This is a genomic window from Streptomyces sp. NPDC046557 (genome assembly GCF_040645975.1).
In the GTDB taxonomy this organism is placed as follows: domain Bacteria; phylum Actinomycetota; class Actinomycetes; order Streptomycetales; family Streptomycetaceae; genus Streptomyces.
In genome coordinates this window covers 227133-251838 of record NZ_JBEYZH010000003.1, presented here as the reverse complement: position 1 = coordinate 251838, position 24706 = coordinate 227133, and the positions used below count along the sequence as shown (strand labels likewise).

24 protein-coding genes are annotated in these 24706 nt (G+C 72.2%); 18 read left to right on the top strand and 6 right to left on the bottom strand.

Translation table 11 applies throughout. From position 1 onward, the window contains the following. Positions 1-121 precede the first annotated feature (121 nt). Positions 122-982: a YceI family protein gene (locus ABZ934_RS09965; RefSeq protein WP_361311367.1), complete on the top strand. Its 861-nt coding sequence runs from the start codon at positions 122-124 to the stop codon at positions 980-982. 35 nt (positions 983-1017) lie between these two features. On the opposite strand, the gene ABZ934_RS09960 is transcribed toward ABZ934_RS09965, so the two are convergent. Further along, complete coding sequence (locus ABZ934_RS09960; protein ID WP_361310873.1) at positions 1018-1260, bottom strand: hypothetical protein; 243 nt, start codon at positions 1258-1260, stop codon at positions 1018-1020. A 79-nt stretch (positions 1261-1339) separates the two neighbouring features. On the opposite strand from ABZ934_RS09960, the gene holA reads away from it, so the two are divergent. Then, entirely contained in the window at positions 1340-2332 is a 993-nt protein-coding gene (gene holA / locus ABZ934_RS09955; RefSeq protein WP_361310870.1) for a DNA polymerase III subunit delta, read from the top strand. A gap of 1040 nt (positions 2333-3372) precedes the next feature. Here holA and rpsT read toward each other — a convergent pair. Further along, positions 3373-3639, bottom strand: coding sequence for a 30S ribosomal protein S20 (rpsT, locus tag ABZ934_RS09950; protein ID WP_030159297.1), 267 nt, complete (start codon positions 3637-3639; stop codon positions 3373-3375). Between the two features lie 198 nt (positions 3640-3837). On the opposite strand from rpsT, the gene lepA reads away from it, so the two are divergent. The 3 genes from lepA to hemW all read left to right on the top strand — a co-directional run bounded on the left by lepA (position 3838) and on the right by hemW (position 9094). Continuing rightward, positions 3838-5703, top strand: a complete 1866-nt coding sequence (gene lepA, locus ABZ934_RS09945) for a translation elongation factor 4 (RefSeq protein WP_361310867.1) — start codon at positions 3838-3840, stop codon at positions 5701-5703. A gap of 239 nt (positions 5704-5942) precedes the next feature. Continuing rightward, on the top strand, positions 5943-7829 hold the full coding sequence (locus ABZ934_RS09940; RefSeq protein ID WP_361310864.1) for an AMP-dependent synthetase/ligase: 1887 nt from the start codon (positions 5943-5945) through the stop codon (positions 7827-7829). A 32-nt stretch (positions 7830-7861) separates the two neighbouring features. Beyond that, positions 7862-9094 carry a radical SAM family heme chaperone HemW gene (gene hemW, locus ABZ934_RS09935; RefSeq protein WP_361310862.1) on the top strand — a complete coding sequence of 411 codons (1233 nt, stop codon included), beginning with the start codon at positions 7862-7864 and terminating at the stop codon, positions 9092-9094. Positions 9095-9208: 114 nt separating this feature from the next. Here hemW and ABZ934_RS09930 read toward each other — a convergent pair whose 3' ends face one another. Then, positions 9209-10015, bottom strand: a complete 807-nt coding sequence (locus ABZ934_RS09930) for a DUF3097 domain-containing protein (protein WP_361310860.1) — start codon at positions 10013-10015, stop codon at positions 9209-9211. Positions 10016-10043: 28 nt separating this feature from the next. Next, complete coding sequence (locus ABZ934_RS09925) at positions 10044-10769, bottom strand: MBL fold metallo-hydrolase (protein ID WP_361310857.1); 726 nt, start codon at positions 10767-10769, stop codon at positions 10044-10046. A 166-nt stretch (positions 10770-10935) separates the two neighbouring features. Here ABZ934_RS09925 and hrcA point away from each other — a divergent pair, with 166 nt between their 5' ends. The 12 genes from hrcA (at position 10936) to ABZ934_RS09865 (ending at position 21604) form a co-directional block, all read left to right on the top strand. Beyond that, positions 10936-11952, top strand: coding sequence for a heat-inducible transcriptional repressor HrcA (gene hrcA, locus ABZ934_RS09920; protein WP_361310855.1), 1017 nt, complete (start codon positions 10936-10938; stop codon positions 11950-11952). After that, positions 11953-13092 (top strand): molecular chaperone DnaJ, encoded by a 1140-nt coding sequence (gene dnaJ, locus ABZ934_RS09915; RefSeq protein WP_361310852.1) that lies wholly within the window; start codon positions 11953-11955, stop codon positions 13090-13092. Positions 13093-13282: 190 nt separating this feature from the next. Beyond that, positions 13283-14374, top strand: a complete 1092-nt coding sequence (locus tag ABZ934_RS09910; RefSeq protein WP_361310849.1) for a nitronate monooxygenase — start codon at positions 13283-13285, stop codon at positions 14372-14374. Then, positions 14371-15114 carry a 16S rRNA (uracil(1498)-N(3))-methyltransferase gene (locus ABZ934_RS09905; RefSeq protein ID WP_361310846.1) on the top strand — a complete coding sequence of 248 codons (744 nt, stop codon included), beginning with the start codon at positions 14371-14373 and terminating at the stop codon, positions 15112-15114. Before ABZ934_RS09910 ends, ABZ934_RS09905 begins: the two co-directional genes overlap by 4 nt. 137 nt (positions 15115-15251) lie before the next feature. After that, positions 15252-15611 carry a histidine triad nucleotide-binding protein gene (locus ABZ934_RS09900; RefSeq protein WP_361310843.1) on the top strand — a complete coding sequence of 120 codons (360 nt, stop codon included), beginning with the start codon at positions 15252-15254 and terminating at the stop codon, positions 15609-15611. A 3-nt stretch (positions 15612-15614) separates the two neighbouring features. Continuing rightward, positions 15615-16520 (top strand): ribonuclease Z, encoded by a 906-nt coding sequence (locus ABZ934_RS09895; RefSeq protein WP_361310841.1) that lies wholly within the window; start codon positions 15615-15617, stop codon positions 16518-16520. A gap of 184 nt (positions 16521-16704) precedes the next feature. Continuing rightward, positions 16705-17802 (top strand): PfkB family carbohydrate kinase, encoded by a 1098-nt coding sequence (locus ABZ934_RS09890; RefSeq protein ID WP_361310839.1) that lies wholly within the window; start codon positions 16705-16707, stop codon positions 17800-17802. A 152-nt stretch (positions 17803-17954) separates the two neighbouring features. Then, a complete protein-coding gene (locus ABZ934_RS09885; protein ID WP_361310837.1) occupies positions 17955-19013 on the top strand; it encodes a PhoH family protein in 1059 nt (352 codons plus the stop codon). A 13-nt stretch (positions 19014-19026) separates the two neighbouring features. Beyond that, positions 19027-19524, top strand: coding sequence for an rRNA maturation RNase YbeY (gene ybeY, locus ABZ934_RS09880; protein WP_361310834.1), 498 nt, complete (start codon positions 19027-19029; stop codon positions 19522-19524). Beyond that, a complete protein-coding gene (locus tag ABZ934_RS09875; protein ID WP_361310831.1) occupies positions 19521-20831 on the top strand; it encodes a hemolysin family protein in 1311 nt (436 codons plus the stop codon). Before ybeY ends, ABZ934_RS09875 begins: the two co-directional genes overlap by 4 nt. Continuing rightward, the gene (locus ABZ934_RS09870; RefSeq protein WP_361310828.1) at positions 20828-21181 is read left to right on the top strand and encodes an MmcQ/YjbR family DNA-binding protein; all 354 of its coding nucleotides are present in this window, start codon (positions 20828-20830) and stop codon (positions 21179-21181) included. Before ABZ934_RS09875 ends, ABZ934_RS09870 begins: the two co-directional genes overlap by 4 nt. 69 nt (positions 21182-21250) lie before the next feature. Then, complete coding sequence (locus tag ABZ934_RS09865; protein ID WP_361310825.1) at positions 21251-21604, top strand: cytidine deaminase; 354 nt, start codon at positions 21251-21253, stop codon at positions 21602-21604. A 6-nt stretch (positions 21605-21610) separates the two neighbouring features. On the opposite strand, the gene ABZ934_RS09860 is transcribed toward ABZ934_RS09865, so the two are convergent. Both ABZ934_RS09860 and ABZ934_RS09855 read right to left on the bottom strand, forming a co-directional pair. After that, the gene (locus ABZ934_RS09860) at positions 21611-22264 is read right to left on the bottom strand and encodes a class I SAM-dependent methyltransferase (protein WP_361310822.1); all 654 of its coding nucleotides are present in this window, start codon (positions 22262-22264) and stop codon (positions 21611-21613) included. Next, positions 22261-23523, bottom strand: coding sequence for an MFS transporter (locus ABZ934_RS09855; RefSeq protein ID WP_361311365.1), 1263 nt, complete (start codon positions 23521-23523; stop codon positions 22261-22263). Before ABZ934_RS09855 ends, ABZ934_RS09860 begins: the two co-directional genes overlap by 4 nt. A 125-nt stretch (positions 23524-23648) precedes the next feature. On the opposite strand from ABZ934_RS09855, the gene ABZ934_RS09850 reads away from it, so the two are divergent. After that, positions 23649-24698, top strand: a complete 1050-nt coding sequence (locus ABZ934_RS09850) for a helix-turn-helix domain-containing protein (protein WP_361310819.1) — start codon at positions 23649-23651, stop codon at positions 24696-24698. The last annotated feature ends 8 nt before the right edge of the window (positions 24699-24706 follow it).

The following is a 24706-nucleotide window of genomic DNA, read 5'->3' as shown; positions in this document are numbered from 1 at the left end:
ACCGGGGACGACCCTTCTGTTTGCCCCCGACCCGGCAGCATGATCGAATGCGTCTTCGCCAGAACGGTCCAAGTCCACACTGCACGGGGGTGCATCAACCATGTTCGGACGCCGACGGGGGATGGAGACGGGCGGCAGTGCCGTCTCCCACACGGCCGCGACGCTCACGCTGCCACACACGGCCCGATTGCTCAGTTGCCGGGTGCTCGACACGGTCCACCAGCCGGTGCGCCAGGCGAAGTTCGAGGTGACCGACCCGATAGGCCGCCGGGTCGTCAGCGGGGAGACCGACCCGTACGGCGGGTTCACCGCGGCCGTGCCGGAGGGGGAGTACCGGCTGACCGTCACCGCCGAGGGCTACGCGCCCTTCCACGGGGCGACGCTGGTGGGGGACCCGGCGCAGCGCGGCACGGCGGAGATCGTCCTGGACGCGGTGGAGCCGCCGCTGCTGCCCGCGCCCGGGCACTGGGAACTCGATCCGACGCACTCCTCGATCGCCTTCACCGCACGGCACATCGGCTTCGCCCGGATCCACGGCCGGTTCACCACCTTCGCCGGCGGGGTACGAATAGCCGAGCGGATGGAGGACTCCTCCATGCGCGTGATCATCGATGCGGGAAGCATCGACACGGGGCTGCGCATGCGGGACGACCACCTGCGTTCCGCGGACTTCCTGGACGCGGCGCGCCATCCCACGGTGGAGTTCTACAGCGAGCGCTTCATCCACCGGGGCGGCAGCCGCTGGGCCGTCGCGGGCGCCCTGACCCTGCACGGCGTCAGCCGCTCCGTGACCCTGGACACCCGGTACCTGGGCAACGGCACGGGCCTCCAGGGCGAAGCGCGGGCCGCGTGCCGGGCCACGACGGAACTGAACCGCGAGGACTTCGCGCTGAACTGGCAGACGGTGCTGGCCCACGGGGTCGCGGCGATCGGCGCGAGCGTGGAGGTCGAGTTGGACATCCAGATCGTCCACAAAGCCTGAGGAAGCCAGGCCCGGGGCCGGGGGCGGGGCGGGGCTCAGGGAGCCTCCAGCCACCCCTCGTAGGCGGCGGCGAGGTCGTCCAGCGAACCGGGATCGAGCTTCCCCTGCGGGTCCTCGACGACCACCAGCCACTGGGCGTCCTCCGCGTCGTCCTCACCGGCGAGGGCGTCGCGGACCAGTTGGGGTTCCTCGGGCAGGCCGAAGCGGTCGACGATCTCGGTCGCCACTTCCTCGGCGGCGTCGCGGTCGGGCAGGACCAGTACATGGCGCGCGTTCACCCGACCATTCTCCGGGACGGGGTTGTCACCGGGGATCGGGGGAGGGGGGCTGTCGGTGGAGCGTGGGATGCTGGAGGCGATGGCCACCAGGAAGAACCCCACCGACGATCCGCTCGCCCCGCTCACCCTCGCGGTGGGGCAGGAGGACCTGCTGCTCGACCGAGCCGTACGGGAGGTGGTGACGGCGGCGCGTGCCGCCGATGCCGACACCGACGTGCGGGACCTCGCCTCCGAGCAACTCCAGCCCGGCACGCTGGCCGAGCTGACCAGCCCGTCGCTCTTCTCCGAGCGCAAGGTCCTGATCGTGCGCAACGCGCAGGACCTGTCAGCCGATTCGGTGAAGGAGGTCAAGGCGTACCTCGCGGCGCCGTACGAGGAGATCATCCTCGTCCTCCTGCACGCCGGCGGTGTCAAGGGCAAAGGCCTGCTGGACGCGGCGCGCAAGGCCGGTGCCCGGGAGATCGCCTGCCCGAAGATGACGAAGGCGGCGGACCGGCTGTCGTTCGTGCGGGGCGAGTTCCGGACGCTCGGGCGTTCGGCCACCCCCGAGGCGTGCCAGAGCCTGGTCGATTCGATCGGCAGCGACTTGCGGGAGCTGGCGAGCGCGGCGGCGCAACTGTGCGCGGACGTCGAGGGAACCATCGACGAGGCCGTGGTCGGGCGTTACTACACCGGTCGGGCGGAAGCCTCCAGCTTCACCGTCGCCGACCGGGCGGTGGAAGGGCGGGCGGCGGAAGCCCTCGAAGCGCTGCGCTGGTCACTGTCCACCGGGGTGGCGCCGGTGCTGATCACCAGCGCGCTGGCCCAAGCGGTCCGGGCGATCGGGAAACTGGCCTCGGCGCCGCGCGGGGCCCGTCCGGGCGATCTCGCGCGGGACCTGGGCATGCCGCCGTGGAAGATCGACCGGGTCCGGCAGCAGATGCGGGGCTGGTCGGCGGACGGCGTCTCGGAGGCGCTGCGCGCGGTGGCGCTGGCCGACGCGGGGGTGAAGGGCGGCGGCGACGACCCGGAGTACGCCCTGGAGAAGGCGGTCGTAGCGGTCGCCCGCGCGGCCCGCCCCCAACGCCACTAGCCTCCCGGCGGGTCGGTCCTCGACCTCCGGACCCGATCCGGCTTCCGCCGGGTTCAGACGCAGCCGCCCGCCCGCCCGGCCGGCCGGCCGCAACGTGGCGTCGGGCCCGGCCGTTCGGGAAGCCGACGGCCGCTCACCAGGCGCGCGGAGGTGGTGCCCCGTAGCGGCGCCTCGCCGGCGTGCCCGACGTCCGGGCCTGTCGGCGGTGGCTGCGAGACCCGGTACAAGGCGCCGGCGGCAGGCGGTGATGCCCGCCTGCGCGCCGATCCGGCAGGCGGCCGGGTGGCCGGTCGGCTCCTGAGCCGTGCCGGGCCGGTCAGGCGCGCCCGACGGGGTGTACCGGCCTGCGGCCCGGGTCGTTGCCGGGTGGCGGCCTCCTTCGTCGGTCGCCCCGGTGCCGCAGGCCCCCCGTGTGACGTGACGTGCCGATGGGCCACGGCCGACCGGGAAGCCGGTGGAAGCGTCGGCAGCGCCGCGGTTGGCGCCCCGGTCGGGTTGCACCGCAGGCGGGGAACGGCGACGAACCCGGGCGGCTCACGGCGATGGGCGGACGACGAGATACCGCGGCCGACCCGCCGGGACCCGGCCGTGCGGCGGGGTCGGTGGCCGCGCCGTCCGGTGCCGCGGGGCCGTCCGTCCGGGCGGTGAGCCTGGTGGAAGACGGTGCAGGAGGGCCGTCTGCGCGTCGGACCGGCGCCCCGCCGCCATCCCGGCCGCGACGGCCGGGGCGCCTGCCCCCGAAGGGGACCGCCGGGCAGAGCCGGGGCCGCCTACCGCCCACCGCCCGCCACCTGGAACCGGCTCGTACGCGCGGATCCGCTCATCCCCGGCTCCGCCCGCCCGCGCGTGGCCCGAGGGGCACGGCGGGCGGGCATGACGAAGGCCCCGGCCGCACCCTGGGGAAGGGTGGCGGCCGGGGCCTTCGGTTACTTCTGGGTGCGCCGCACCCGCGTGGCGAACGCTTCGCGTGCGGCGCGGTTGCCGGTCGGGAGCGGGAGAGAGGGCCCGCTGGATCCCTACCCGGCGATCACATCAGGAGCTCAGCCCTGGAGGGTGGCAACCTTGGTGGCCAGCGCCGACTTCTTGTTGGCGGCGGCGTTCTTGTGGATGACACCCTTCGAGACAGCCTTGTCGAGCGCACGCGCGGCGGCACGGGAAGCCACGGTGGCCTTCTCGACGTCACCGGCGGCCACGGCCTCACGGGCCTTGCGGATCGCGGTCTTGAGCGAGGACTTGACGGCCTTGTTGCGCAGGCGCGCCTTCTCGTTCGTCTTGTTCCGCTTGATCTGGGACTTGATGTTCGCCACGAAAGAGCCTTTTCAGGTTCAGAGTTTGATCTTCGGATTGTGTCCCGAACGGTGAGAGGCCATACGAGACACAGCTGCCCAGGCTACCAGGCACGCTCCGGGCGGCCCAAACCGGGCGCACTGCGCCGGCCGTGGGACCATGGGACTCTGCATATACGAGACCACGTTCCGACTGCGACCCGAGAATCAGGACACTGCGTGCCCGCGATCCCCAGCCACGTGCCCGAGCCGAGCCGTACCGACCCGGCGCTGATCCGCAATTTCTGCATCATCGCGCACATCGACCACGGCAAGTCGACCCTCGCCGACCGGATGCTCCAGCTGACCGGCGTCGTCGACCAGCGGCAGATGCGCGCCCAGTACCTCGACCGCATGGACATCGAGCGTGAGCGCGGCATCACGATCAAGTCGCAGGCGGTCCGCCTGCCCTGGGCGCCCACCGAGGGGCCGGGCAAGGGCAGCACGCACATCCTGAACATGATCGACACCCCCGGTCACGTCGACTTCACGTACGAGGTCTCGCGCTCCCTCGCCGCCTGCGAGGGCACGGTCCTCCTCGTCGACGCCGCCCAGGGCATCGAGGCACAGACCCTCGCCAACCTGTACCTGGCGATGGAGAAGGACCTCGCGATCGTCCCCGTCCTGAACAAGATCGACCTGCCGGCCGCCCAGCCGGAGAAGTTCGCCGAGGAGCTCGCGAACCTGGTCGGTTGCCAGCCCGAGGACGTGCTGCGCGTCTCGGCGAAGACCGGTCTCGGCGTGGACGCGCTGCTCGACAAGATCGTCGCCACGGTCCCGGCCCCGGTCGGCCCCAAGGACGCCCCGGCCCGCGCCATGATCTTCGACTCGGTCTACGACTCGTACCGCGGCGTCGTCACGTACGTCCGTGTGGTCGACGGCCAGCTCAACAAGCGCGAGCGCATCCGGATGATGTCCACCGGCGCCACGCACGAGCTGCTGGAGATCGGTGTCTCCTCCCCGGAGATGACCCCGGCCGACGGCATCGGCGTCGGTGAGGTGGGTTACATCATCACCGGCGTGAAGGACGTCCGTCAGTCCAAGGTCGGTGACACGATCACCAGCCTGCACAACGGCGCGACCGAGGCCCTCGGCGGCTACAAGGACCCGAAGCCGATGGTCTTCTCGGGCCTGTACCCGCTGGACGGCTCGGACTACCCGGACCTGCGTGAGGCCCTGGACAAGCTCCAGCTCAACGACGCCGCGCTCGTCTACGAGCCGGAGACCTCGGCGGCGCTCGGCTTCGGCTTCCGCGTCGGCTTCCTCGGCCTGCTGCACCTGGACGTGGTCCGCGAGCGGCTGGAGCGCGAATTCGGCCTCGACCTGATCGCGACCGCCCCCAACGTGGTCTACCGCGTCGTGCTGGAGGACGGCAAGGAAGTCACCGTCACCAACCCGAGCGAGTTCCCCGAGGGCAAGATCTCGGACGTGTTCGAGCCGGTCGTGCGGGCCACGATCCTCGCGCCCAGCGAGTTCATCGGCGCGATCATGGAGCTGTGCCAGACCCGCCGCGGCACCCTGCTCGGCATGGACTACCTCTCCGAGGACCGGGTCGAGATCCGCTACACGCTCCCGCTCGCGGAGATCGTGTTCGACTTCTTCGACCAGCTGAAGTCCAAGACGCGCGGTTACGCCTCCCTCGACTACGAGCCCACCGGTGAGCAGTCCTCCAGCCTGGTCAAGGTCGACATCCTGCTGCACGGCGACAAGGTCGACGCCTTCTCCGCCGTCTGCCACAAGGACGCCGCCTACGCCTACGGGGTGCGGCTCGTCGCCAAGCTGCGCGAGCTCATCCCGCGCCAAGCCTTCGAGGTGCCGATCCAGGCGGCCGTCGGCTCCCGCGTCATCGCCCGCGAGACCATCCGCGCCATCCGCAAGGACGTCCTCGCGAAGTGCTACGGCGGTGACATCTCCCGTAAGCGGAAGCTGCTGGAGAAGCAGAAGGAAGGCAAGAAGCGGATGAAGATGGTCGGCTCCGTGGAGGTCCCGCAGGAAGCCTTCATCGCCGTCCTCTCCAGTGACGAGTCCGCCGGCAAGAAGAAGTAGCCGGCCGGCGACACCGGTCATGACAAACGGGCCCACATGCGGACGCATGCGGGCCCGTTTCGTTATGAACCGGCCGCCCGCCGCCCCTTACGCGCGGGCCGGGCGGCCTTTAGTCTGATCACTGCTCGATGGTTACTCGCCAGTCACAAACTCGCCAACAGCACGTGCGCAGGTCCCCACCCCGCCAGCCCCAAGCGCCCCACGCCCACGCTGCCGCGTGGACCGGTCCGGAGGATGTCGTGAGCGACACACAGACCTTGATCGAGAACCGCCCGCCCACCGTGGCGGCCCTCTTCCTGGAGCGTGTCGCCGCCACGCCGGACGGGGAGGCGTACCGGTACCCGGTCCCCTCCGCCAACGGCGGGCCCGACGCGTGGAAGTCGCTCAGCTGGGGCCAGGCCGCCGAGCGGGTGTTCGCCATCGCCGCCGGCCTGGCCGACCTCGGCCTGGGCCCGGAGGACCGGGTCGCGCTCGCCTCGAACACCCGGGTCGAGTGGATCCTGGCCGACCTCGGCGTGATGTGCGCCGGCGCCGCGACCACCACCATCTACCCCAGCACCAACGCGGAGGAGTCGGCGTTCATCCTGGCCGACTCCGAGAGCCGGGTGCTGATCGCCGAGGACGCCAAGCAACTGGCGAAGGCCCGCGCCCACCGCGCCGACCTGCCCCGCCTCGCCCACGTCGTCGTCCTGGACGCCGGGGACGCCCTGGCCGCGGACGGGGACCCGGAGGGCTGGGTCCTCTCCCTCGACGCCCTGGAGGCGCGCGGCGCGGAGTACCTCGCCAAGCACCCCGAGGCGGTCAAGGAGCGGATCGCCTCGATCACCGCGGACCAGCTCGCCACGCTGATCTACACCTCCGGCACCACCGGCCGCCCCAAGGGGGTGCGCCTGCCCCACGACAACTGGTCCTACATGGCCAAGGCGACCGTCGCCACCGGCATGATCCACGCGGACGACGTCCAGTACCTGTGGCTGCCGCTGGCCCACGTCTTCGGCAAGGTGCTCACCTCCGGCCAGATCGAGGTCGGGCACGTCACCGCGGTCGACGGCCGCATCGACAAGATCATCGAAAACCTGCCGGTGGTGCAGCCGACCTACATGGCGGCCGTCCCGCGCATCTTCGAGAAGGTCTACAACGGCGCCGCCGGCAAGGCCCGGACCGCGGGCGGGGCCAAGTACAAGATCTTCAAGTGGGCCGCCGAGGTGGCGCGCGAGTACGCCAGGACCCGGCAGGACAACTACCGGCGCACCGGGAGCACGAAGGTCCCCGCCGGACTCGCCGCCAAGCACAAGATCGCCGACGCGCTCGTCTACTCCAAGCTCCGCGAGGCGTTCGGCGGCAAGCTGCGCGCCGCCGTCTCCGGCTCCGCCGCCCTCGCACCCGAGATCGGCTACTTCTTCGCGGGCGCCGGCATCCACATCCTGGAGGGCTACGGACTCACCGAGTCCAGCGCCGCCTCCTTCGTCAACCCCGGCGAGGCGTACCGCACCGGCACCGTCGGCAAGCCGCTCCCCGGCACCGAAGTCCGCATCGCCGACGACGGCGAGATCCTGCTGCGCAGCCCCGGCATCATGGAGGGCTACCACCGGCTGCCCGAGAAGACCGCCGAGGTGCTGGAAGCGGACGGCTGGCTGCACACGGGCGACATCGGCGAGCTCTCGCCCGACGGCTACCTGCGCATCACCGACCGCAAGAAGGACCTGATCAAGACCTCGGGTGGCAAGTACGTGGCCCCGGCGGAGGTCGAGGGCCAGTTCAAGGCGATCTGTCCGTACGTCTCCAGCATCGTCGTCCACGGCGCGGACCGGAACTTCTGCTCGGCGCTGATCGCCCTCGACGGCCCGGCGATCCTGACCTGGGCGGCCGAGCACGGCCTGGAGGGCAAGACCTACGCCGAGGTCGCGGCGGCACCCGAGACGAACCGGCTGATCGAGACGTACGTACAGACCCTCAACGAGGGCCTCCAGCGCTGGCAGACGATCAAGCAGTTCCGGCTGCTGCCGCGCGACCTGGACGTCGAGCACGGCGACCTCACGCCCAGCCTCAAGCTGAAGCGGCCGGTCGTCGAGCGCGAGTTCAAGCACCTCATCGACGAGATGTACGCCGGGGCCAACGAGGCGTAAACGACCATGGGGCAGTGCGGGACAATGGGCCCATGCCTTCCGCACTGCCCGACGGTGAACCCATGCCCGAAGACGGCTCCCTGCCGGCGCACGCCCTGGCGGGTGCCGGGGACCGACCGCTCGGGTTCTACCTGCACGTCCCGTACTGCGCCACGCGCTGCGGCTACTGCGACTTCAACACCTACACGGCGACCGAGCTGCGGGGCACCGGAGGCGTGCTCGCCTCCCGGGAGAACTACGCCGACACCCTGATCGACGAGGTCCGCCTCGCCCGCAAGGTGCTCGGGGACGACCCGAGGGCCGTGCGGACGGTGTTCGTGGGCGGCGGTACGCCGACGCTGCTGCCCGCCGCGGACCTCGTACGGATGCTCGCGGCGATCCGGGACGAGTTCGGCCTGGCCTCCGACGCCGAGATCACCACGGAGGCCAACCCGGAGTCGGTGGACCCCGCGTACCTCGCCGAACTGCGCGCGGGCGGGTTCAACCGGATCTCCTTCGGCATGCAGAGCGCCAAACAGCACGTCCTGAAGGTGCTGGACCGTACGCACACCCCCGGGCGCCCGGAGGCGTGCGTGGCGGAGGCCCGGGCGGCCGGCTTCGAGCACGTGAACCTGGACCTGATCTACGGCACGCCGGGGGAGTCGGACGAGGACTGGCGGGCGTCGCTGACGGCCGCGCTGGGGGCCGGCCCGGACCACATCAGCGCCTACGCGCTGATCGTGGAGGAGGGCACGCAGCTCGCGCGGCGGATCCGGCGCGGCGAGGTCCCGATGACGGACGACGACGTGCACGCCGATCGGTACCTGATCGCCGACGCGGTGATGGCTGAGGCCGGGTACCACTGGTACGAGGTGTCGAACTGGGCCACATCCGAGGCCGGGCGGTGCCTGCACAACGAGCTGTACTGGCGCGGAGCCGACTGGTGGGGCGCGGGGCCGGGAGCGCACTCGCACGTGGGCGGGGTGCGGTGGTGGAACGTGAAGCACCCTGGGGCGTACGCCGCCGCGTTGGCCGCGGGCCGGTCGCCGGGAGCGGGGAGGGAGCTCCTGTCGGAGGAGGACCGGCGGGTGGAGCGGATCCTGCTGGAGCTGCGGCTGGTGGACGGAGTGCCGTTGTCGCTGCTCGCGCCGGCGGGGTTGGCGGCGTCGCGGCGGGCGGTGGCCGAGGGGCTGCTGGAGGCGGGGCCGTACGAGGCGGGGCGGGCCGTGCTGACGCTGCGGGGGCGGTTGCTGGCCGACGCGGTGGTTCGGGACCTGGTCGACTGAGGTCGGTCGGCGCGTACGTCTACGGCGCGGCCCCGGCTGCGCCGGGCTTTCGGGGCGCCGCCCGGGACCCCGAGCCGCAATCGCCGGCGGGGCTGGATGCGCCGCCCCCGCCGGTCAGGCCGGGGTCGTGACGTGGTCGATGAGGTGTTCCACGGCGCCGAGGAGGGTGGGGTCGAGGTCCTTGTAGGACGTCACGCGGGACAGGATGTGCTGCCAGGCCGCGCCCGTGTTCGAGGGCCATCCCAGTGCGTGACAGATGCCCGTCTTCCAGTCCTGGCCACGGGGAATCACCGGCCAGGCCGGGATGCCCAGGGCGGACGGTTTCACCGCCTGCCAGACGTCCACGTACGGGTGGCCCACCACCAGGACGTGCGGGGACGTCACCGAGGCCGCGATGCGGGACTCCTTCGAGCCCGGCACCAGGTGGTCGACCAGCACGCCCAGGCGGGCGTCCGGCGCGGGGGCGAAGTCCGCCACGATCGCGGGGAGGTCGTCGATCCCCTCCAGGTACTCCACGACCACGCCCTCGATCCGCAGGTCGTCGCCCCAGACCCGCTCCACCAGCTCCGCGTCGTGGCGGCCCTCGACGTAGATCCGCCCCGCCCGCGCCACCCGCGCCCGCGCCCCGGGGACCGCCACCGAGCCCGACGCCGTATGGGCGGGTGTCGCCGCCGCCGTGCGGGCCGGGCGGGTCAGGGTGACCACCGCGCCGTCCAGGAGGAACCCGCGGGGCTCCAGCGGGAAGGCACGGCGCTTGCCGAAGCGGTCCTCCAGGATCACTGTGCCCGCCTCGCAGGCCACCACCGCGCCGCAGAAGTCGGTGGCCGCCACCTCGACCACCAGCCCGGGGTCGGCCGGAACCTCCGGCACGGCCTTGGCGCGCTTCCACTGCGGGGTCAGATCGGGGGAGTACTCACGCATCCGGCCGACGGTACGAGAGAGCCCGCGCTCACGCGCCCGACACGCCGAACCGCCCAGCGAGTGTGGCGCGTTGCGCACGCACGAAGCCCGCGTCGACCACCGCTCCGTGACCCGGCACGTACAGCGCGTCGTCCCCGCCGAGCGCGAGCAGCCGGTCCAGCGCGGCCGGCCATCGCGCCGGGACCGCGTCCGGGCCCGCCTGGGGTTCGCCCGACTCCTCCACCAGGTCCCCGCAGAAGACGACCTCCCGCGGGCCCGGTACGAAGACGGCCAGATCGTGCCGCGTGTGCCCCGGCCCGACGTTCGCCAGCAGCACCTGCACCCCGCCCAGCTCCAGAGTCCACTCGCCCGACACCAGGTGCCCCGGCAGCGGCATCAGGTCCGCCGCCTCCTCGGCCTCCGCCTCCGCCAGTCCCTGTCGGACCGCGTCCTCCCGCAGGGCGTTCCGGTCCAGCGCGAGGTGCGCGTCCAGCCCGACCGCACCGTAGAACTCGGCCCCCGAGAAGGCGGAGCCTCCCAGTACATGATCGAAATGTCCGTGTGTGAATGCGATATGGGTCACGTGGCGACCGGTCAGTCGCTCCGCCTCCGCCCGGATGCCCGCGCCCTCGCGGACACAGGAGCCGGGGTCGATCAGGAGGACCGACTCGTCCCCCACCACCAGCCCCACCGTGCAGTCCCACACCGGCAGTCGGCGTCTCCCGGCCCGCCCGGTCAGCCGTTCCCAGCCCGCCTCTTCCCAACGCACGTCCATGCGGGGACGCTACCCTGGCGGGCCGCCCTTGCCTCCGGCGTACTACCCGGCCGTACACTGACCGGGGGATCTCTGGCACTCGGATGCGCAGAGTGCCAACGCGGCCCGCCCCGGGCCGGCCGGAAACGACCGCAGCGACGACCCACCGCACTGGAGGTGTGCACGAGTGCTCAGCGAACGCAGGCTCGAAGTATTGCGCGCCATCGTCCAGGACTACGTGGGGACGGAGGAGCCGGTCGGATCGAAGGCGCTCACCGAGCGCCACCGGCTCGGCGTCTCCCCGGCGACGGTCCGCAACGACATGGCCCTGCTGGAGGAGGAGGGGTACATCGCCCAGCCCCACACCAGCGCCGGGCGCATCCCCACCGACAAGGGCTACCGGCTCTTCGTGGACAAGCTGGCGGGAGTCAAGCCGCTGTCGACGCCCGAGCGCCGGGCCATCCAGAACTTCCTCGACGGCGCCGTCGACCTCGACGACGTCGTGGGGCGCACGGTGCGGTTGCTCGCGCAGCTCACCCGGCAGGTCGCCGTCGTCCAGTACCCGAGCCTGACCCGTTCCACCGTCCGGCACGTGGAGCTGCTGTCCCTGGCGCCCGCGCGGCTGATGCTCGTGCTGATCACGGACACCGGACGGGTCGAACAGCGGCTCGTCGACTGCCAGACCCCCTTCTCGGAGACCTCGCTCGCCGACCTGCGGGCGCGCCTCAACAGCCGGGTCGTCGGTCGTCGTTTCACCGACGTGCCGCCGCTCGTGCAGGACCTTCCCGAGTCCTTCGAGGCCGAGGACCGGGCGACGGTCACGGCCGTCCTCGCGACCCTGCGGGAAACGCTGGTGGAGGAGGCGGAGGAACGGCTGATGATCGGCGGTACCGCCAACCTCACGAGGTTCGGACATGATTTCCCCCTGACGATCAGGCCGGTGCTGGAAGCGCTGGAGGAGCAGGTCGTGCTCCTCAAGCTGCTGGGCGAGGCCAGTGAGTCGGGGATGGCCGTGAAGATCGGGCATGAGAACGCCTACGAGGGACTGAACTCCACGTCGGTCGTCTCGGTCGGTTACGGTTCGGGCGGCGAAGCAGTCGCCAAACTCGGCGTGGTCGGACCGACCCGCATGGACTACCCCGGAACGATGGGAGCGGTACGCGCAGTGGCACGTTACGTCGGACAGATCCTGGCGGAGTCGTAAGTGGCCACGGACTACTACGCCGTTCTCGGCGTGCGCCGCGACGCATCGCAGGACGAGATCAAGAAGGCATTCCGTCGGCTCGCGCGCGAACTCCACCCGGACGTGAATCCGGACCCGAAGACGCAGGAGCGCTTCAAGGAGATCAACGCGGCCTACGAGGTCCTCTCGGACCCGCAGAAGAAGCAGGTCTACGACCTCGGCGGCGACCCGCTGTCCTCCTCGGGCGGTGGCGGCGGCGCGGGCGGTTTCGGGGCGGGCGGCTTCGGCAACTTCTCCGACATCATGGACGCCTTCTTCGGTCAGGCGTCGCAGCGCGGACCGCGCTCGCGCACCCGCCGCGGCCAGGACGCCATGATCCGCCTCGACTTGGAGCTGGACGAGGCGGCCTTCGGGACGACCAAGGACATCCAGGTCGACACGGCCGTCGTCTGCACCACCTGCTCTGGTGAGGGCGCCGCCCCCGGCACCTCCGCGCAGACGTGTGACATGTGTCGCGGTCGCGGCGAGGTGTCGCAGGTCACCCGGTCGTTCCTGGGCCAGGTCATGACCTCGCGGCCCTGCCCGCAGTGCCAGGGCTTCGGCACCGTCGTCCCGACCCCGTGCCCCGAGTGCGCGGGCGACGGCCGCGTCCGCTCCCGCCGCAGCCTCACCGTCAAGATCCCGGCCGGGGTCGAGAACGGCACCCGGATCCAACTGGCGGGCGAGGGCGAGGTCGGCCCCGGCGGCGGCCCCGCCGGCGACCTGTACGTGGAGATCCACGAACTGGCGCACCCGACCTTCCAGCGACGCGGGGACGACCTGCACTGCACGGTCACCATCCCCATGACGGCGGCGGCCCTGGGCACCAAGTGCCCGCTGGAGACGCTGGACGGCCTGGAGGAGATCGACATCCGGCCCGGCACCGGATCCGGCCAGGCGATCCCGCTGCACGGCCGCGGCGTCACGCACCTGCGCGGTGGCGGCCGGGGCGACCTGATCGTCCACGTCGAGGTCACCACCCCCGGCAAGCTGGACGCCCAGCAGGAGGACCTCCTGCGCCAGCTGGCGAAGCTGCGCGGCGAGGAGCGGCCGACGGGCCAGTTCGCGCCGGGCCAGCAGGGTCTGTTCAGCCGCCTGAAGGACGCGTTCAACGGCCGCTGACCGGCCCGCCGCACCGCTGTGAGCCCGGCCCGGGGACTGCCCCGGACCGGGCTCGCGGCGTTCGTGGACGTGGGCCGGCCGTAGGCCCGCCCGGGGCTCGCGGCGGCGTCGGACCCGCGCCGGGAAGCGGACTATGCCAGGCGAATGCCGTGATTCGGCCCGGTGCGCGGGACGTGGCACGATGCAGGGCATGTCCACCGCGCCGAACGGTCTCTCCCCGTACCCGATCGTGCAGGCCCCCATGGCGGGCGGCGCCTCCTGCCCGCCGCTCGCCGCCGCTGTGTGCGAGGCGGGCGGACTCGGTTTCCTGGCCGGCGGCTACAAGACCGCCGACGGGATGTACCAGGAGATCAAGCAGCTCCGCGCGCTCACCCGGCGGCCCTTCGGCGTCAACCTGTTGATGCCGCAGACCGGCTACGTCGACCCGGCGGCCGTCGAGACGTACCGCGGCCAACTCGCCGGGGAGGCGACCTGGTACGAGGTGTCCCTCGCGCCTGACGACATCGTCGGCACCTGCGACGACGGCTACGACGCCAAACTCGCCATCCTCCTGGAAGACCCCGTCCCGGTGGTGTCCTTCACCTTCGGATGCCCCCCGGCCGCCGTCCTGACCAGGCTCCGCGAGGTCGGCACGTACACCGTCGTCACCGTGACCGCCGTCGAGGAGGCCCGTACCGCCCAGGCCGCGGGCGCCGACGCGGTCTGCGTCCAGGGCGTCGAAGCGGGCGGCCACCAGGGCACCCACCGCGACGACCCCGAGACCGACGGCACGGCGGGCGTCGGCCTGCTCGTGCTCGTCACGGCGGTACGGGAGGCGGTGGCCCTCCCGATCATCGCGGCGGGCGGGGTGATGCGCGGGGCGCAGATCGCGGCGCTGCTCGCCGCCGGCGCCTCGGCCGCCCAGCTCGGCACGGCCTTCCTGCCCTGCACCGAATCGGGCGCCGACCCCCAGCACAAGAGGGCGCTCACGAACCCCTTGTTCCCGCACACGGAACTCACCCGGGCCTTCTCCGGCAGGCCCGCCCGGGGCCTGGTCAACCGCTTCATGCGCGAGCACGGCCCGTACGCCCCGGCCGCCTACCCCCAGGTCCACCACCTGACCGCGGGGCTGCGCAAGGCGGCGGCCGCCGCCGGGGACCCGCAGGGCATGGCGCTGTGGGCGGGACAGGGGCACCGGCTGGCGCGGGCCCTGCCGGCAGGGGAACTGGTGGAGGTGCTGGCGGCGGAACTCGTCGAGGCACAGCGCGCGTTGCAGGTCACGCAGATGAGGAGAGCGTCATGACGGCCCCGGTGTTCGTGGTCGAGGAGGTCCCCGCGGGGCCCGAGTTCACCCTGGACGGCCCCGAGGGACGCCACGCGGTGTCCGTCAAGCGGCTGAACCCGGGCGAGACGGTGGTCCTCGCGGACGGCAGGGGCCGCTGGGCCGAGGGCGTCGTGAAGTCGGCGGAGGGCAAGGACCGGCTGGTCGTCGCCGTGTCCGGGGTTTTCGAGGAGCCGGAGCCCGCCGTACGGATCACCGTCGTACAGGCGCTCCCCAAGGGCGACCGGGGAGAACTGGCCGTCGAGACCATGACCGAGACCGGGGTCGACGCGATCGTGCCGTGGCAGGCGTCCCGGTGCATCACCCAGTGGCGCGGCGAGCGGGGCGCCAAATCCCTCGCCAAGTGGCGGGCCACCGCGCGGGAGGCGGGCAAGCAGTCCCGCCGGGTGCGTTTCCCGGAGGTCGCCGAGGCCCTGTCCACGAAGCAGGTGGCGGCGCTGCTCGCCGAGGCCGACCTGGCCGTGGTCCTGCACGAGGACCGCGACACCCCCTCGGGCGCCCTGGCCACCGCCGAGTTGCCCACCGCCGGCTCCGTCGTCCTGGTGGTCGGACCGGAGGGCGGGGTCTCACCGGAGGAGCTCGCCGTCTTCGCGGCGGCCGGCGCCCACCCGTACCGCCTCGGCCCCTCGGTGCTGCGCACCTCCACCGCCGGTACGGCCGCGACGGCCGTGTTGCTGGCCCGGACGGGCCGCTGGTCCTGACGGCCGGCGCGGGGGCGGGGAGGGTTCGAGCCGGCCACGAGCCGGGAGATCGCCGCGCCGGTTACGATGCCCCGATCGACTCGACGTCCTGATCGACTCGACGTCCTGAACCGACGCACGTCACGAGAGGCGCAGCAATGGCCGGGGAACCGCAGGCGGACTGCCTGTTCTGCAAGATCGTGGAGGGGAAGATCCCGGCGACGATCGTCAGCGAGTCCGAGACGACCGTCGCCTTCCGGGACATCAACCCGCAGGCGCCCACCCACGTCCTTGTCATTCCCAAGGCGCACTACCCCGACGCCGCTTCCCTCGCCGCCGCCGAGCCGACGATCGCCGCCGATGTGCTCCGCGAGGCCGGGCGGATCGCCGCCGACGAGAAGATCGCCGACCACGGCTACCGGATCGTGTTCAACACCGGAGCCGGCGCCGGCCAGACCGTCTGGCACGCCCACGCGCACCTCCTCGGGGGCCGCGGCCTCCAGTGGCCCCCCGGATAAGCCGTGTCCGTACGCGAGTTCGTGGTCCTGGGGACCGCCAGCCAGGTCCCCACCCGGGCCCGTAACCACAACGGCTACCTGCTGCGCTGGGACGGCGAGGGCATCCTCTTCGACCCGGGCGAGGGCACCCAGCGCCAGATGCTGCGCGCGGGGGTCGCCGCGCACGACATCGACCGGATCTGCGTCACCCACTTCCACGGTGACCACAGCCTCGGCCTCGCCGGGGTGATCCAGCGGATCAACCTCGACCAGGTCCCGCACCCCGTCACCGCGCACTACCCGGCCTCGGGGCAGAAGTTCTTCGACCGGCTCCGTTACGCCACCGCCTACCGGGAGACGGTGCGGCTGCGCGAGGAGCCGGTGGCCGAGGACGGGACGCTGGCGCGCGGGGCCTCGTACACGCTGGAGGCCCGGCGCCTCTCGCACCCCGTGGAGTCCTTCGGCTACCGGATCACCGAGCCGGACGGGCGCCGGATGGTGCCGGAGTTGCTGGCGCGGCACGGGATCAAGGGGCCGGACGTGGGCCGGCTCCAGCGCGAGGGCGTCCTGGGCGGGGTGACCTTGGAAGAGGTCAGCGAGCACCGACCCGGGCAGCGGTTCGCCTTCGTGATGGACACCCGGCTGTGCGAGGGCGTGGACGCGCTCGCCGAGGGCTGCGACATGCTGGTGATCGAGTCGACGTTCCTCGACGAGGACGTGGCGCTGGCCACCGACCACGGCCACCTCACCGCCGGACAGGCGGCCCGGGCGGCCCGTGACGCGGGGGTCCGGCACCTGGTGCTGACGCATTTCTCGCAGCGCTACGCCGACCCCGCCGAGTTCGAGCGGCAGGCGCGGGCGGCCGGCTTCGACGGTGAGCTGACGATCGCCGCGGACCTCGTACGGGTTCCGCTGCCGAAGCGGACGTAGACCGGCGACCGGTCCGGGCGATCGGGGCGGTCGGGCTCGGATCCGGCCGGATCCGAGCGCTCATATGGTGATGTGGGTCACACTGGGTTCCGGTTCGTCCGCGCTCGGCACCAGTGGCCGCCGCGGGCCCGGGCGCGGCGGCGAACCGCCCACCCCTGGGCCGCACACGAAACGGGAGGACATCGTGACCACTCGGGAAAGCCGTACGAGCCCCGAGGCGAGACTGGACCCGCTCGGGCCGGTGCGCGATCCCCATGAACCGGGCTGCGACGTCTTCCTCACCGGCACCGTCTTCCTCGACATCATCTTCACGGGCCTGGACTCGGCCCCCGTCCGCGGTACGGAGTCGTGGGCGCGCGGCATGGGTTCCAGCCCCGGTGGAGTCGCCAACATGGCCGCCGCGCTGGCCCGCCTCGGCCTGCGCACCTCCCTGGCCGCGGCCTTCGGGGACGACCACTACGGCGAGTACTGCTGGGACGCGCTGGAACAGGGCGAGGGCATCGACCTGTCGATGTCCCGCAAGATCCCCGGCTGGCACAGCCCCGTCACCGTCTCCATGGCGTACGAGGGCGAGCGCACGATGGTCTCCCACGGGCACGAGCCGCCCCTCCCGGCCGGCCCCGGCCGATTCCCGCGGTGCCCGCCGCGCGCCCGGGCGGCCGTGGCCTCGCTCGGCCCGGGCGCCGGCGAGGAGTGGATCGCGCGTGCCGCCCGGCAGGGCTCCCGGGTCTTCGCCGACGTGGGCTGGGACGAGAGCGGCCGGTGGGACCTCGGAGCGCTGGCGGACTTGGAGCACTGTGAGGCGTTCCTGCCGAACGCGGGCGAGGCCATGCGGTACACCCGGACCGACTGCCCCCGCGCGGCGGCCCGCGTGCTGGCGGAGAGGGTGCCGGTGGCGGTGGTGACCATGGGCGCGGACGGCTCCTGCGCGGTGGACGGGCGCACCGGCGAGACGGCGGAGGTCCCCGGGATCACGGTGGACGCCCTGGACCCGACCGGGGCGGGCGACGTGTTCGTGGCGGGCTTCGTCACGGGCACCCTGGCGGGGTGGCCGCTCGCGGACCGGCTGGCCTTCGCCGGACTCACGGCGGCCCTGTCGGTGCAGGAGTTCGGCGGCTCCCTGTCGGCCCCCGGCTGGCCCGAGGTCTCCCACTGGTGGCGCGCCGCCCCGGAGGGCCTGCGAGACCGGTACGCCTTCCTGGACGCGCTGGTCCCCCCGGGCGCGCCGCCGGGTCCCCGCCGCCGGGCCGTCCCCACGATCGGCTTCCGGCCGTCCGTGTAGGGCGGTGACGGAAGGCATATCGGGTGCCCCGGGTCGGCCCCCGGGAAAAGCCCTCGGGGATGGCGCCGGGGAGTCGTACCCTTGGTAGTCCGGAGGTCGACGATCGGCGCGACCCCTCAGTGGGAGGTATGCGCAGGCCACAGTGCCGGCCCATGACTCAGACACCGACAGCCCGTACCCCGGCGCCGGGGCAGGCGCGAGCCCACTTCACCGTTCCGGCCACGCACCCTATGGTGACCGTGCTGGGCTCTGGTGACGCCCTGCTGCGCGTCATCGAGAATGCCTTCCCGAAGGCCGACATCCATGTTCGGGGCAATCAGGTCAGCGCGATCGGCGACGCGGTGGAAGTCGCCCTGATCCAGCGCCTGTTCGACGAGATGATGCTGGTGCTCCGCACCGGGCAGTCGATGACGGAGGACGCAGTGGAACGCTCGATCGCCATGCTCAAGGGGAACGGCGACGGCAACGGCGCCGACGGCGGCCAAGGCGAGACCCCGGCCGAGGTGCTCACCCAGAACATCCTCTCCAGCCGCGGTCGCACCATCCGTCCCAAGACGCTCAACCAGAAGCGCTACGTGGACGCGATCGACAAGAACACCATCGTCTTCGGCATCGGCCCCGCCGGTACCGGCAAGACCTACCTCGCCATGGCCAAGGCGGTCCAGGCCCTGCAGTCCAAGCAGGTCGGCCGGATCATCCTGACCCGCCCCGCCGTCGAGGCCGGCGAGCGCCTCGGCTTCCTGCCGGGCACCCTGTTCGACAAGATCGACCCGTACCTGCGTCCGCTCTACGACGCGCTGCACGACATGCTCGACCCGGACTCCATCCCCCGTTTGATGGCCGCCGGAACGATCGAGGTGGCCCCGCTGGCGTACATGCGGGGTCGCACCCTCAATGATGCTTTCGTCGTACTGGACGAGGCGCAGAACACCACCGCCGAGCAGATGAAGATGTTCCTGACCCGGCTCGGCTTCGATTCGAAGATCGTCGTCACCGGCGACATCACGCAGGTCGACCTGCCGGGCGGGGCCAAGAGCGGCCTGCGCCAGGTGCAGGAGATCCTCGACGGGGTGCCGGACATCCACTTCTCGCGGCTCACCTCCGAGGATGTCGTCCGGCACAAGCTGGTCGGCCGTATCGTCGACGCGTACGAGAAGTACGACGACAGCCAGGACTCCCCGCAGTCCCGGAACGGCTACCAGCGGAAGTAGAACTCAGCGCACCATGTCGATCGACGTCAACAACGAGTCCGGGATCGAGGTCGACGAGCAGGCGGTCCTCGACATCGCCCGCTACGCGCTCACCCGGATGCGGATCCACCCGCTGTCCGAGCTGTCCGTCATCGTCGTCGACGAGGAGGCGATGGAGCAGCTCCACATCCAGTGGATGGACCTGCCCGGACCCACCGACGTCATGTCGTTCCCCATGGACGAGCTGCGCCCCCCGGCGAAGGACGACGAGGAGCCCCCGCAGGGGCTCCTCGGCGACATCGTGCTGTGCCCGGAGGTCGCCAAGCGGCAGGGCGAGGAAGCGCCGACGGGGCACTCCATGGACGAGGAGCTCCAGCTCCTGACCGTCCACGGGGTGCTCCACCTGCTCGGGTACGACCACGAGGAGCCGGACGAGAAGGCCGAGATGTTCGGCCTCCAGGCGGCCATCGTCGACGGCTGGCGCGCCGAGCGCGGCCTCACCGGCCCGTCCCCCGCCCCGACCGTCTCGTGACCGGCGCACCGCAGCTGATCAGCGGCGCGGTGCTGCTGGTCGTCGTGGCGTGGTTCGCGGCCTGCGCGGAGTCCGGGATCGCCCGCGTCTCCAGCTTCCGCGCCGAGCAGGCCGTACGGGAGGGCAGGCGCGGCAGCGCCAAGCTGGCCCAGGTCGCCGGGGACCCGACCCGCTACGTCAACGTGGCGCTGCTCGTCCGGGTCACCTGCGAGATGGCGGCCGGGGTGCTCGTCACGTACGTGTGCCTGGACGAGTTCGGCGAGAACTGGACGGCGCTGCTCGTGGCCATCGCCGTGATGGTGCTGGTGTCGTACGTGGCGGTCGGCGTGTCCCCGCGCACCATCGGCCGCCAGCACCCGCTGAACACGGCGACCGCGGCCGCGTACGTACTCGTCCCGCTCGCGCGGATCATGGGGCCGATCCCGCAGTTGCTGATCCTCCTCGGCAACGCGCTCACCCCGGGCAAGGGCTTCCGCAAGGGGCCCTTCGCCTCCGAGGCCGAGCTGCGGGCGATGGTCGACCTCGCGGAGAAGGAATCGCTGATCGAGGACGACGAACGCCGGATGGTGCACCAAGTCTTCGAACTCGGCGACACCCTCGTCCGCGAGGTGATGGTGCCCCGCACCGACCTCGTCTGCATCGAGCGCTACAAGACGGTCCGCCAGGCCACGACGCTCGCGCTGCGCTCGGGCTTCTCGCGCATCCCCGTGACCGGGGAGAACGAGGACGACATCGTCGGGATCGTCTACCTGAAGGACCTCGTCCGCAAGACGCACATCAGCCGGGAGGCGGAGTCCGATCTCGTCTCGACGGCGATACGGCCGGCCGTCTTCGTGCCCGACACCAAGAACGCCGGTGACCTGCTGCGCGAGATGCAGTCGGTGCGCAACCACGTGGCCGTCGTCATCGACGAGTACGGCGGCACGGCCGGCATCGTGACGATCGAGGACATCCTGGAGGAGATCGTCGGCGAGATCACCGACGAGTACGACCGCGAACTGCCGCCGGTCGAGGAGCTGGGCGACGACCGCTACCGGGTCACGGCCCGTCTCGACATCACCGACCTCGGGGAACTGTTCAAGGTCGAGGCGTTCGACGACGAGGACGTGGAGACGGTCGGCGGTCTGCTCGCCAAGGCGCTCGGCCGGGTTCCGATCGCGGGTGCGTCGGCGGTGGTGGAGCTGCCCGACGGACGGCCGCTGCGGCTGACCGCCGAATCCCCGGCCGGACGCCGGAACAAGATCGTGACGGTGTTGGTGGAGCCCGTGGTGACGGAGCCGGACGTGAGCGCGGAGGTGCCGGAATGACCCCCGCGGAGCTGCGCGCGTTCTGCCTGGGTTTCAACGCGGCGGTGGAGGAGTTCCCCTTCACGCCCGAGACCTCGGTGTTCAAGGTGCTCGGCAAGGTGTTCGCGCTGACGGCGCTGGACGCCGAACCTTTGAAGATCAACCTCAAGTGCGAGCCGGAGGCCGCGGTGCGGCTGCGGACGGAGCACAAGGCGATCGTGCCGGGTTGGCACATGAACAAGCGGCACTGGAACACGGTGACGGTCGGCGGCCTGCCGGACGAGATGGTCCGGGAGCTGGTGGAGGACTCGTACGACCTGGTGGTCGCCGGTCTGCCGAAGGCTGAACGGTTGCGGCTGGACCGGCCCTGAGCGGTGGCTTGCAGCGGCTCGGCGGGGTCGTTCCCCGGCCCCGCCGGGACGCTCCCTATGCTTTCGACCATGAGCGACAACACCGGGATCGACCCCGAGGACAGCAAGATCATCACACTGGCGCGCAGCGCCCGGGCCCGTAACGGGGTGCCGGAGGGCGCGGCGGTGCGCGACGAGACGGGCCGCACGTACGTGGCCGGGACCGTGGAGCTGGACTCCCTCAAGCTCAGCGCGCTCCAGACGGCCGTCGCGATGGCGGTGGCGAGCGGAGCCCAGTCCCTGGAGGCCGCCGCCGTGGTGAGCGCGGCCGACGCCCCGGCCGAGGCCGACCGCGCGGCCGTCCGCGACCTCGGCGGCCCCGACACCCCGGTCCTCCTGGCCGCCCCGGACGGCACCCTCAAGTCCACGACCGCCGCGGGCTGACGTTTCCTACGGGGCGCGCCATACGAGCGTGTACCGCCAGAACAGGCGCCGGCGCGGGCGGGCGCCCGGCAGGGCGGCGCGCGACTGGTCGCGGATCTCGCCGAAGGTCATCACCGGCGGGCGGGTCGGGGCCGTCATCGCGTCCGGCCGGGGCGCCGGGCGGCCCCGGTTCCGCAGCCAAGCGACGGCTGCGTTCAGCGGGATCGCGAGGGCGCCGAGCAGGTGGTCGCCGACGGTTTCGGCCCGCGCCAGGCCGACGACCACCAGGGTCCCACCCGGGGCGAGGCGGTCGCGGAAGGCTGCCAGTGCCCGGTCGAACGGCATGTGGTGGAGCGCGGCGACACAGGTGACGACCTGGTACGGGCCCGGCGGTATCGCCGTCAGCGCGTCGCCGGCGGCGAAGGTCACCCGGCCGCCGGCCGGCGTCAGCTCGCGGGCCCGGGCGACGATCGTCGGGTCGGCGTCGATGCCGAGCACCGCCTCGGCCCGGCCGGCCAGGAGCCGGGCCAGGTCGCCGCTGCCGCAACCGACGTCCAGCGCCCTCGCGCACCGCTTCGGCAACTGCCGCAGGAGCCACCGGTGGTAGTGGGCGTTGTGGTCCCAGGGGTGGGCGGCGTGGAACCGGTCGAGGGCCGCGAGGGCGCGAAGGCGCAGGGTCATGCGGCCAGTGAATCACCGGTCCGGCGCCTGATGACCATGGCCATCAGGGCCGCCATCGCGCACAGCGCCCCCGCCGCGTACCAGACCAGGTCGTACGAGCCGAAAGCGTCCCGTGCCAGACCGCCCAGGAACGCCACCAGGGCCGCGCCGACCTGGTGCGAGGCCAGGACCCAGCCGAAGACGATGGCGCTGTCCTCCCCGTACTGCTCCCGGCACAGTGCGATGGTGGGCGGGACGGTCGCGACCCAGTCCAGGCCGTAGAAGACGATGAAGAACACCATCGGCGGGTGCACGGTCGGTGCCAGCAGCATCGGCAGGAACAGGAGCGAGACGCCGCGCAGGGCGTAGTACAGGGCCAGCAGCCGGCGCGCCTCGAACCGGTCGGTGAACCAGCCGGAGGCGATCGTGCCGAGCACGTCGAACACGCCGACCACCGCGAGCAGCCCGGCCGCCGCCGTCACCGGCATGCCGTGGTCGTGGGCGGCGGGCACGAAGTGGGTCCGCACCAGCCCGTTGGTCGAGGCGCCGCAGATCGCGAAGGTGCCGGCCAAGAGCCAGAAGGGGCCGGTCCGGGCCGCCTTGAACAGCGCCGACACCGCCCGGCCCGCCGCACCGCGGGCCGGCGCCGGCTTGGCCGCGTACGTGCCCCCGTACGGGGCGAGCCCCACGTCCGCGGGGTGGTCGCGCAGCAGCTGCCACACGAACGGCACCACGGCCACCGCCGCCAGCGACACGGTCACCGCGCCCGGGCGCCAACCGTGGTGCTCCACCAGCCAGGACAGCAGCGGCAGGAAGATCAGTTGCCCGGAGGCGCCGGCCGCGGTCAGGATGCCGGTGACGAGGCCGCGGCGGGCGGTGAACCAGCGGTTGGTCACGGTCGCGGCGAACGCCATGGCCATCGAACCGCTGCCCAGACCGACAAGCACCCCCCACAGCAGCACCAGTTGCCAGGCCGCGGTCATCCAGGCCGTGGCGACCGCCCCGGCGGATATGACGAGCAGGGCCAGTGCCACGACCCGGCGCATGCCGAAACGGTCCATCAGCGCGGCCGCGAACGGGGCGGTCAACCCGTAGAGGGCGAGGTTGACGGAGACGGCGAAGCCGATGGTGCCGCGCGACCAGTCGAATTCCTCGTGCAGCGGCTCGATGAGCAGTCCCGGCAGGGAGGCGAAGGCGGCGGCGCCGACGATCGTCACGAAGGCGACGGCCGCGACGAACCAGGCGCGGTGGACGCGGCCGGGCGTGCGCGGAGCGCGCAGGCGGTCGGGATCGGGATCGGCGGAGGGCGCGGGCGTGGGTGCTGTCTGGGTCACGGGGACAGCTTCCGGCCGCCGGTGTACCCGCCGACAGTGGCCTGAACGACATGCTTCGGTACGATCGGGCCATGGAGCCCCGGACACCCGTCCCCCCGAAGATCGCCGCGCACCGGGTGGTCGTCCTCGCCCTCGCCGGCCTGCTGCCCTTCGAACTCGGCATTCCGCACCGGATCTTCGGCCGGGCCAAGGACCCGGCCGGGCAGCCGCTGTACGAGATCCTCACCTGCGGGTTGTCCGCGGGGCAGGTGACCACCGACGCCGACTTCGCGATCCACGTCGAGCACGGCCCGGAGCTGCTCGCCACGGCCGATACCGTCGTGGTGCCGGCCTCGTACGAGCTGGGCCCCGTGTACGAGCGCGGCACGCTTCCGGACGAACTCGCCGTCGCGCTGGCCCACATCCGGTCCGGCACCCGGCTCGTCTCCATCTGTACGGGTGGTTATGTCCTGGCCGCCGCGGGGTACCTGGACGGCCACCGCGCCACGACCCACTGGGCCCACGCCGACCACTTCCAAAGCCTCTTTCCCCGGGTGCTCGTGGATCCCGACGTGCTCTACACCGACGACGGGGACGTACTCACCTCCGCCGGAGTCGCCGCCGGCATCGACCTGTGCCTGCACATCGTGCGCCGCGACCACGGCGCCGCCGTCGCCAACGACGTGGCCCGGCGGACCGTGGTCCCGCCCCACCGGGACGGTGGGCAGGCGCAGTTCATCGAGCGCCCCATCCCCGAGCCGCAGCGGGCCGGCACCACCTCCGCCCGCGCCTGGGTGCTGGAGCGGCTGCACGAGCCGATCCGGCTGAGCGACCTGGCCCGTCAGGAGGCCATGTCGGTACGGACGTTCACGCGCAGGTTCCGTGAGGAGGCCGGGGTGAGCCCGGGGGAGTGGATCGTCGGGCAGCGGGTGGAGCGGGCGCGGTGGCTGCTGGAACGCACGGAGCTGCCGATGGAACAGGTGGCGCGGGAGACGGGGTTCGGGACGGCGCAGTCGCTGCGCAAGCACGTGCGGGCCGCGCTGGGGGTGAGCCCGACCGCGTACCGCAGGACGTTCCGGGCGGTAGGGAGCTCCTTGTCGCCTTCTGATGGTCCATCGGTTGCTGCGGAATCCGTGCATTGACTTCTCCC

Coding starts and splice junctions, on each gene's coding strand:
- ABZ934_RS09965 (WP_361311367.1), top strand. CDS start 122: ATGGAGACGGGCGGCAGTGCCGTCTCCCACACGGCCGCGACGCTCACG.
- hemW (WP_361310862.1), top strand. CDS start 7,862: ATGCCTTCCGCACTGCCCGACGGTGAACCCATGCCCGAAGACGGCTCC.
- ABZ934_RS09910 (WP_361310849.1), top strand. CDS start 13,283: ATGTCCACCGCGCCGAACGGTCTCTCCCCGTACCCGATCGTGCAGGCC.
- ybeY (WP_361310834.1), top strand. CDS start 19,027: ATGTCGATCGACGTCAACAACGAGTCCGGGATCGAGGTCGACGAGCAG.
- ABZ934_RS09870 (WP_361310828.1), top strand. CDS start 20,828: ATGACCCCCGCGGAGCTGCGCGCGTTCTGCCTGGGTTTCAACGCGGCG.
- ABZ934_RS09850 (WP_361310819.1), top strand. CDS start 23,649: ATGGAGCCCCGGACACCCGTCCCCCCGAAGATCGCCGCGCACCGGGTG.
- ABZ934_RS09930 (WP_361310860.1), bottom strand. CDS start 10,015: ATGCGTGAGTACTCCCCCGATCTGACCCCGCAGTGGAAGCGCGCCAAG.
- ABZ934_RS09900 (WP_361310843.1), top strand. CDS start 15,252: ATGGCCGGGGAACCGCAGGCGGACTGCCTGTTCTGCAAGATCGTGGAG.
- ABZ934_RS09925 (WP_361310857.1), bottom strand. CDS start 10,769: ATGGACGTGCGTTGGGAAGAGGCGGGCTGGGAACGGCTGACCGGGCGG.
- ABZ934_RS09885 (WP_361310837.1), top strand. CDS start 17,955: ATGACTCAGACACCGACAGCCCGTACCCCGGCGCCGGGGCAGGCGCGA.
- holA (WP_361310870.1), top strand. CDS start 1,340: ATGGCCACCAGGAAGAACCCCACCGACGATCCGCTCGCCCCGCTCACC.
- ABZ934_RS09860 (WP_361310822.1), bottom strand. CDS start 22,264: ATGACCCTGCGCCTTCGCGCCCTCGCGGCCCTCGACCGGTTCCACGCC.
- ABZ934_RS09865 (WP_361310825.1), top strand. CDS start 21,251: ATGAGCGACAACACCGGGATCGACCCCGAGGACAGCAAGATCATCACA.
- ABZ934_RS09905 (WP_361310846.1), top strand. CDS start 14,371: ATGACGGCCCCGGTGTTCGTGGTCGAGGAGGTCCCCGCGGGGCCCGAG.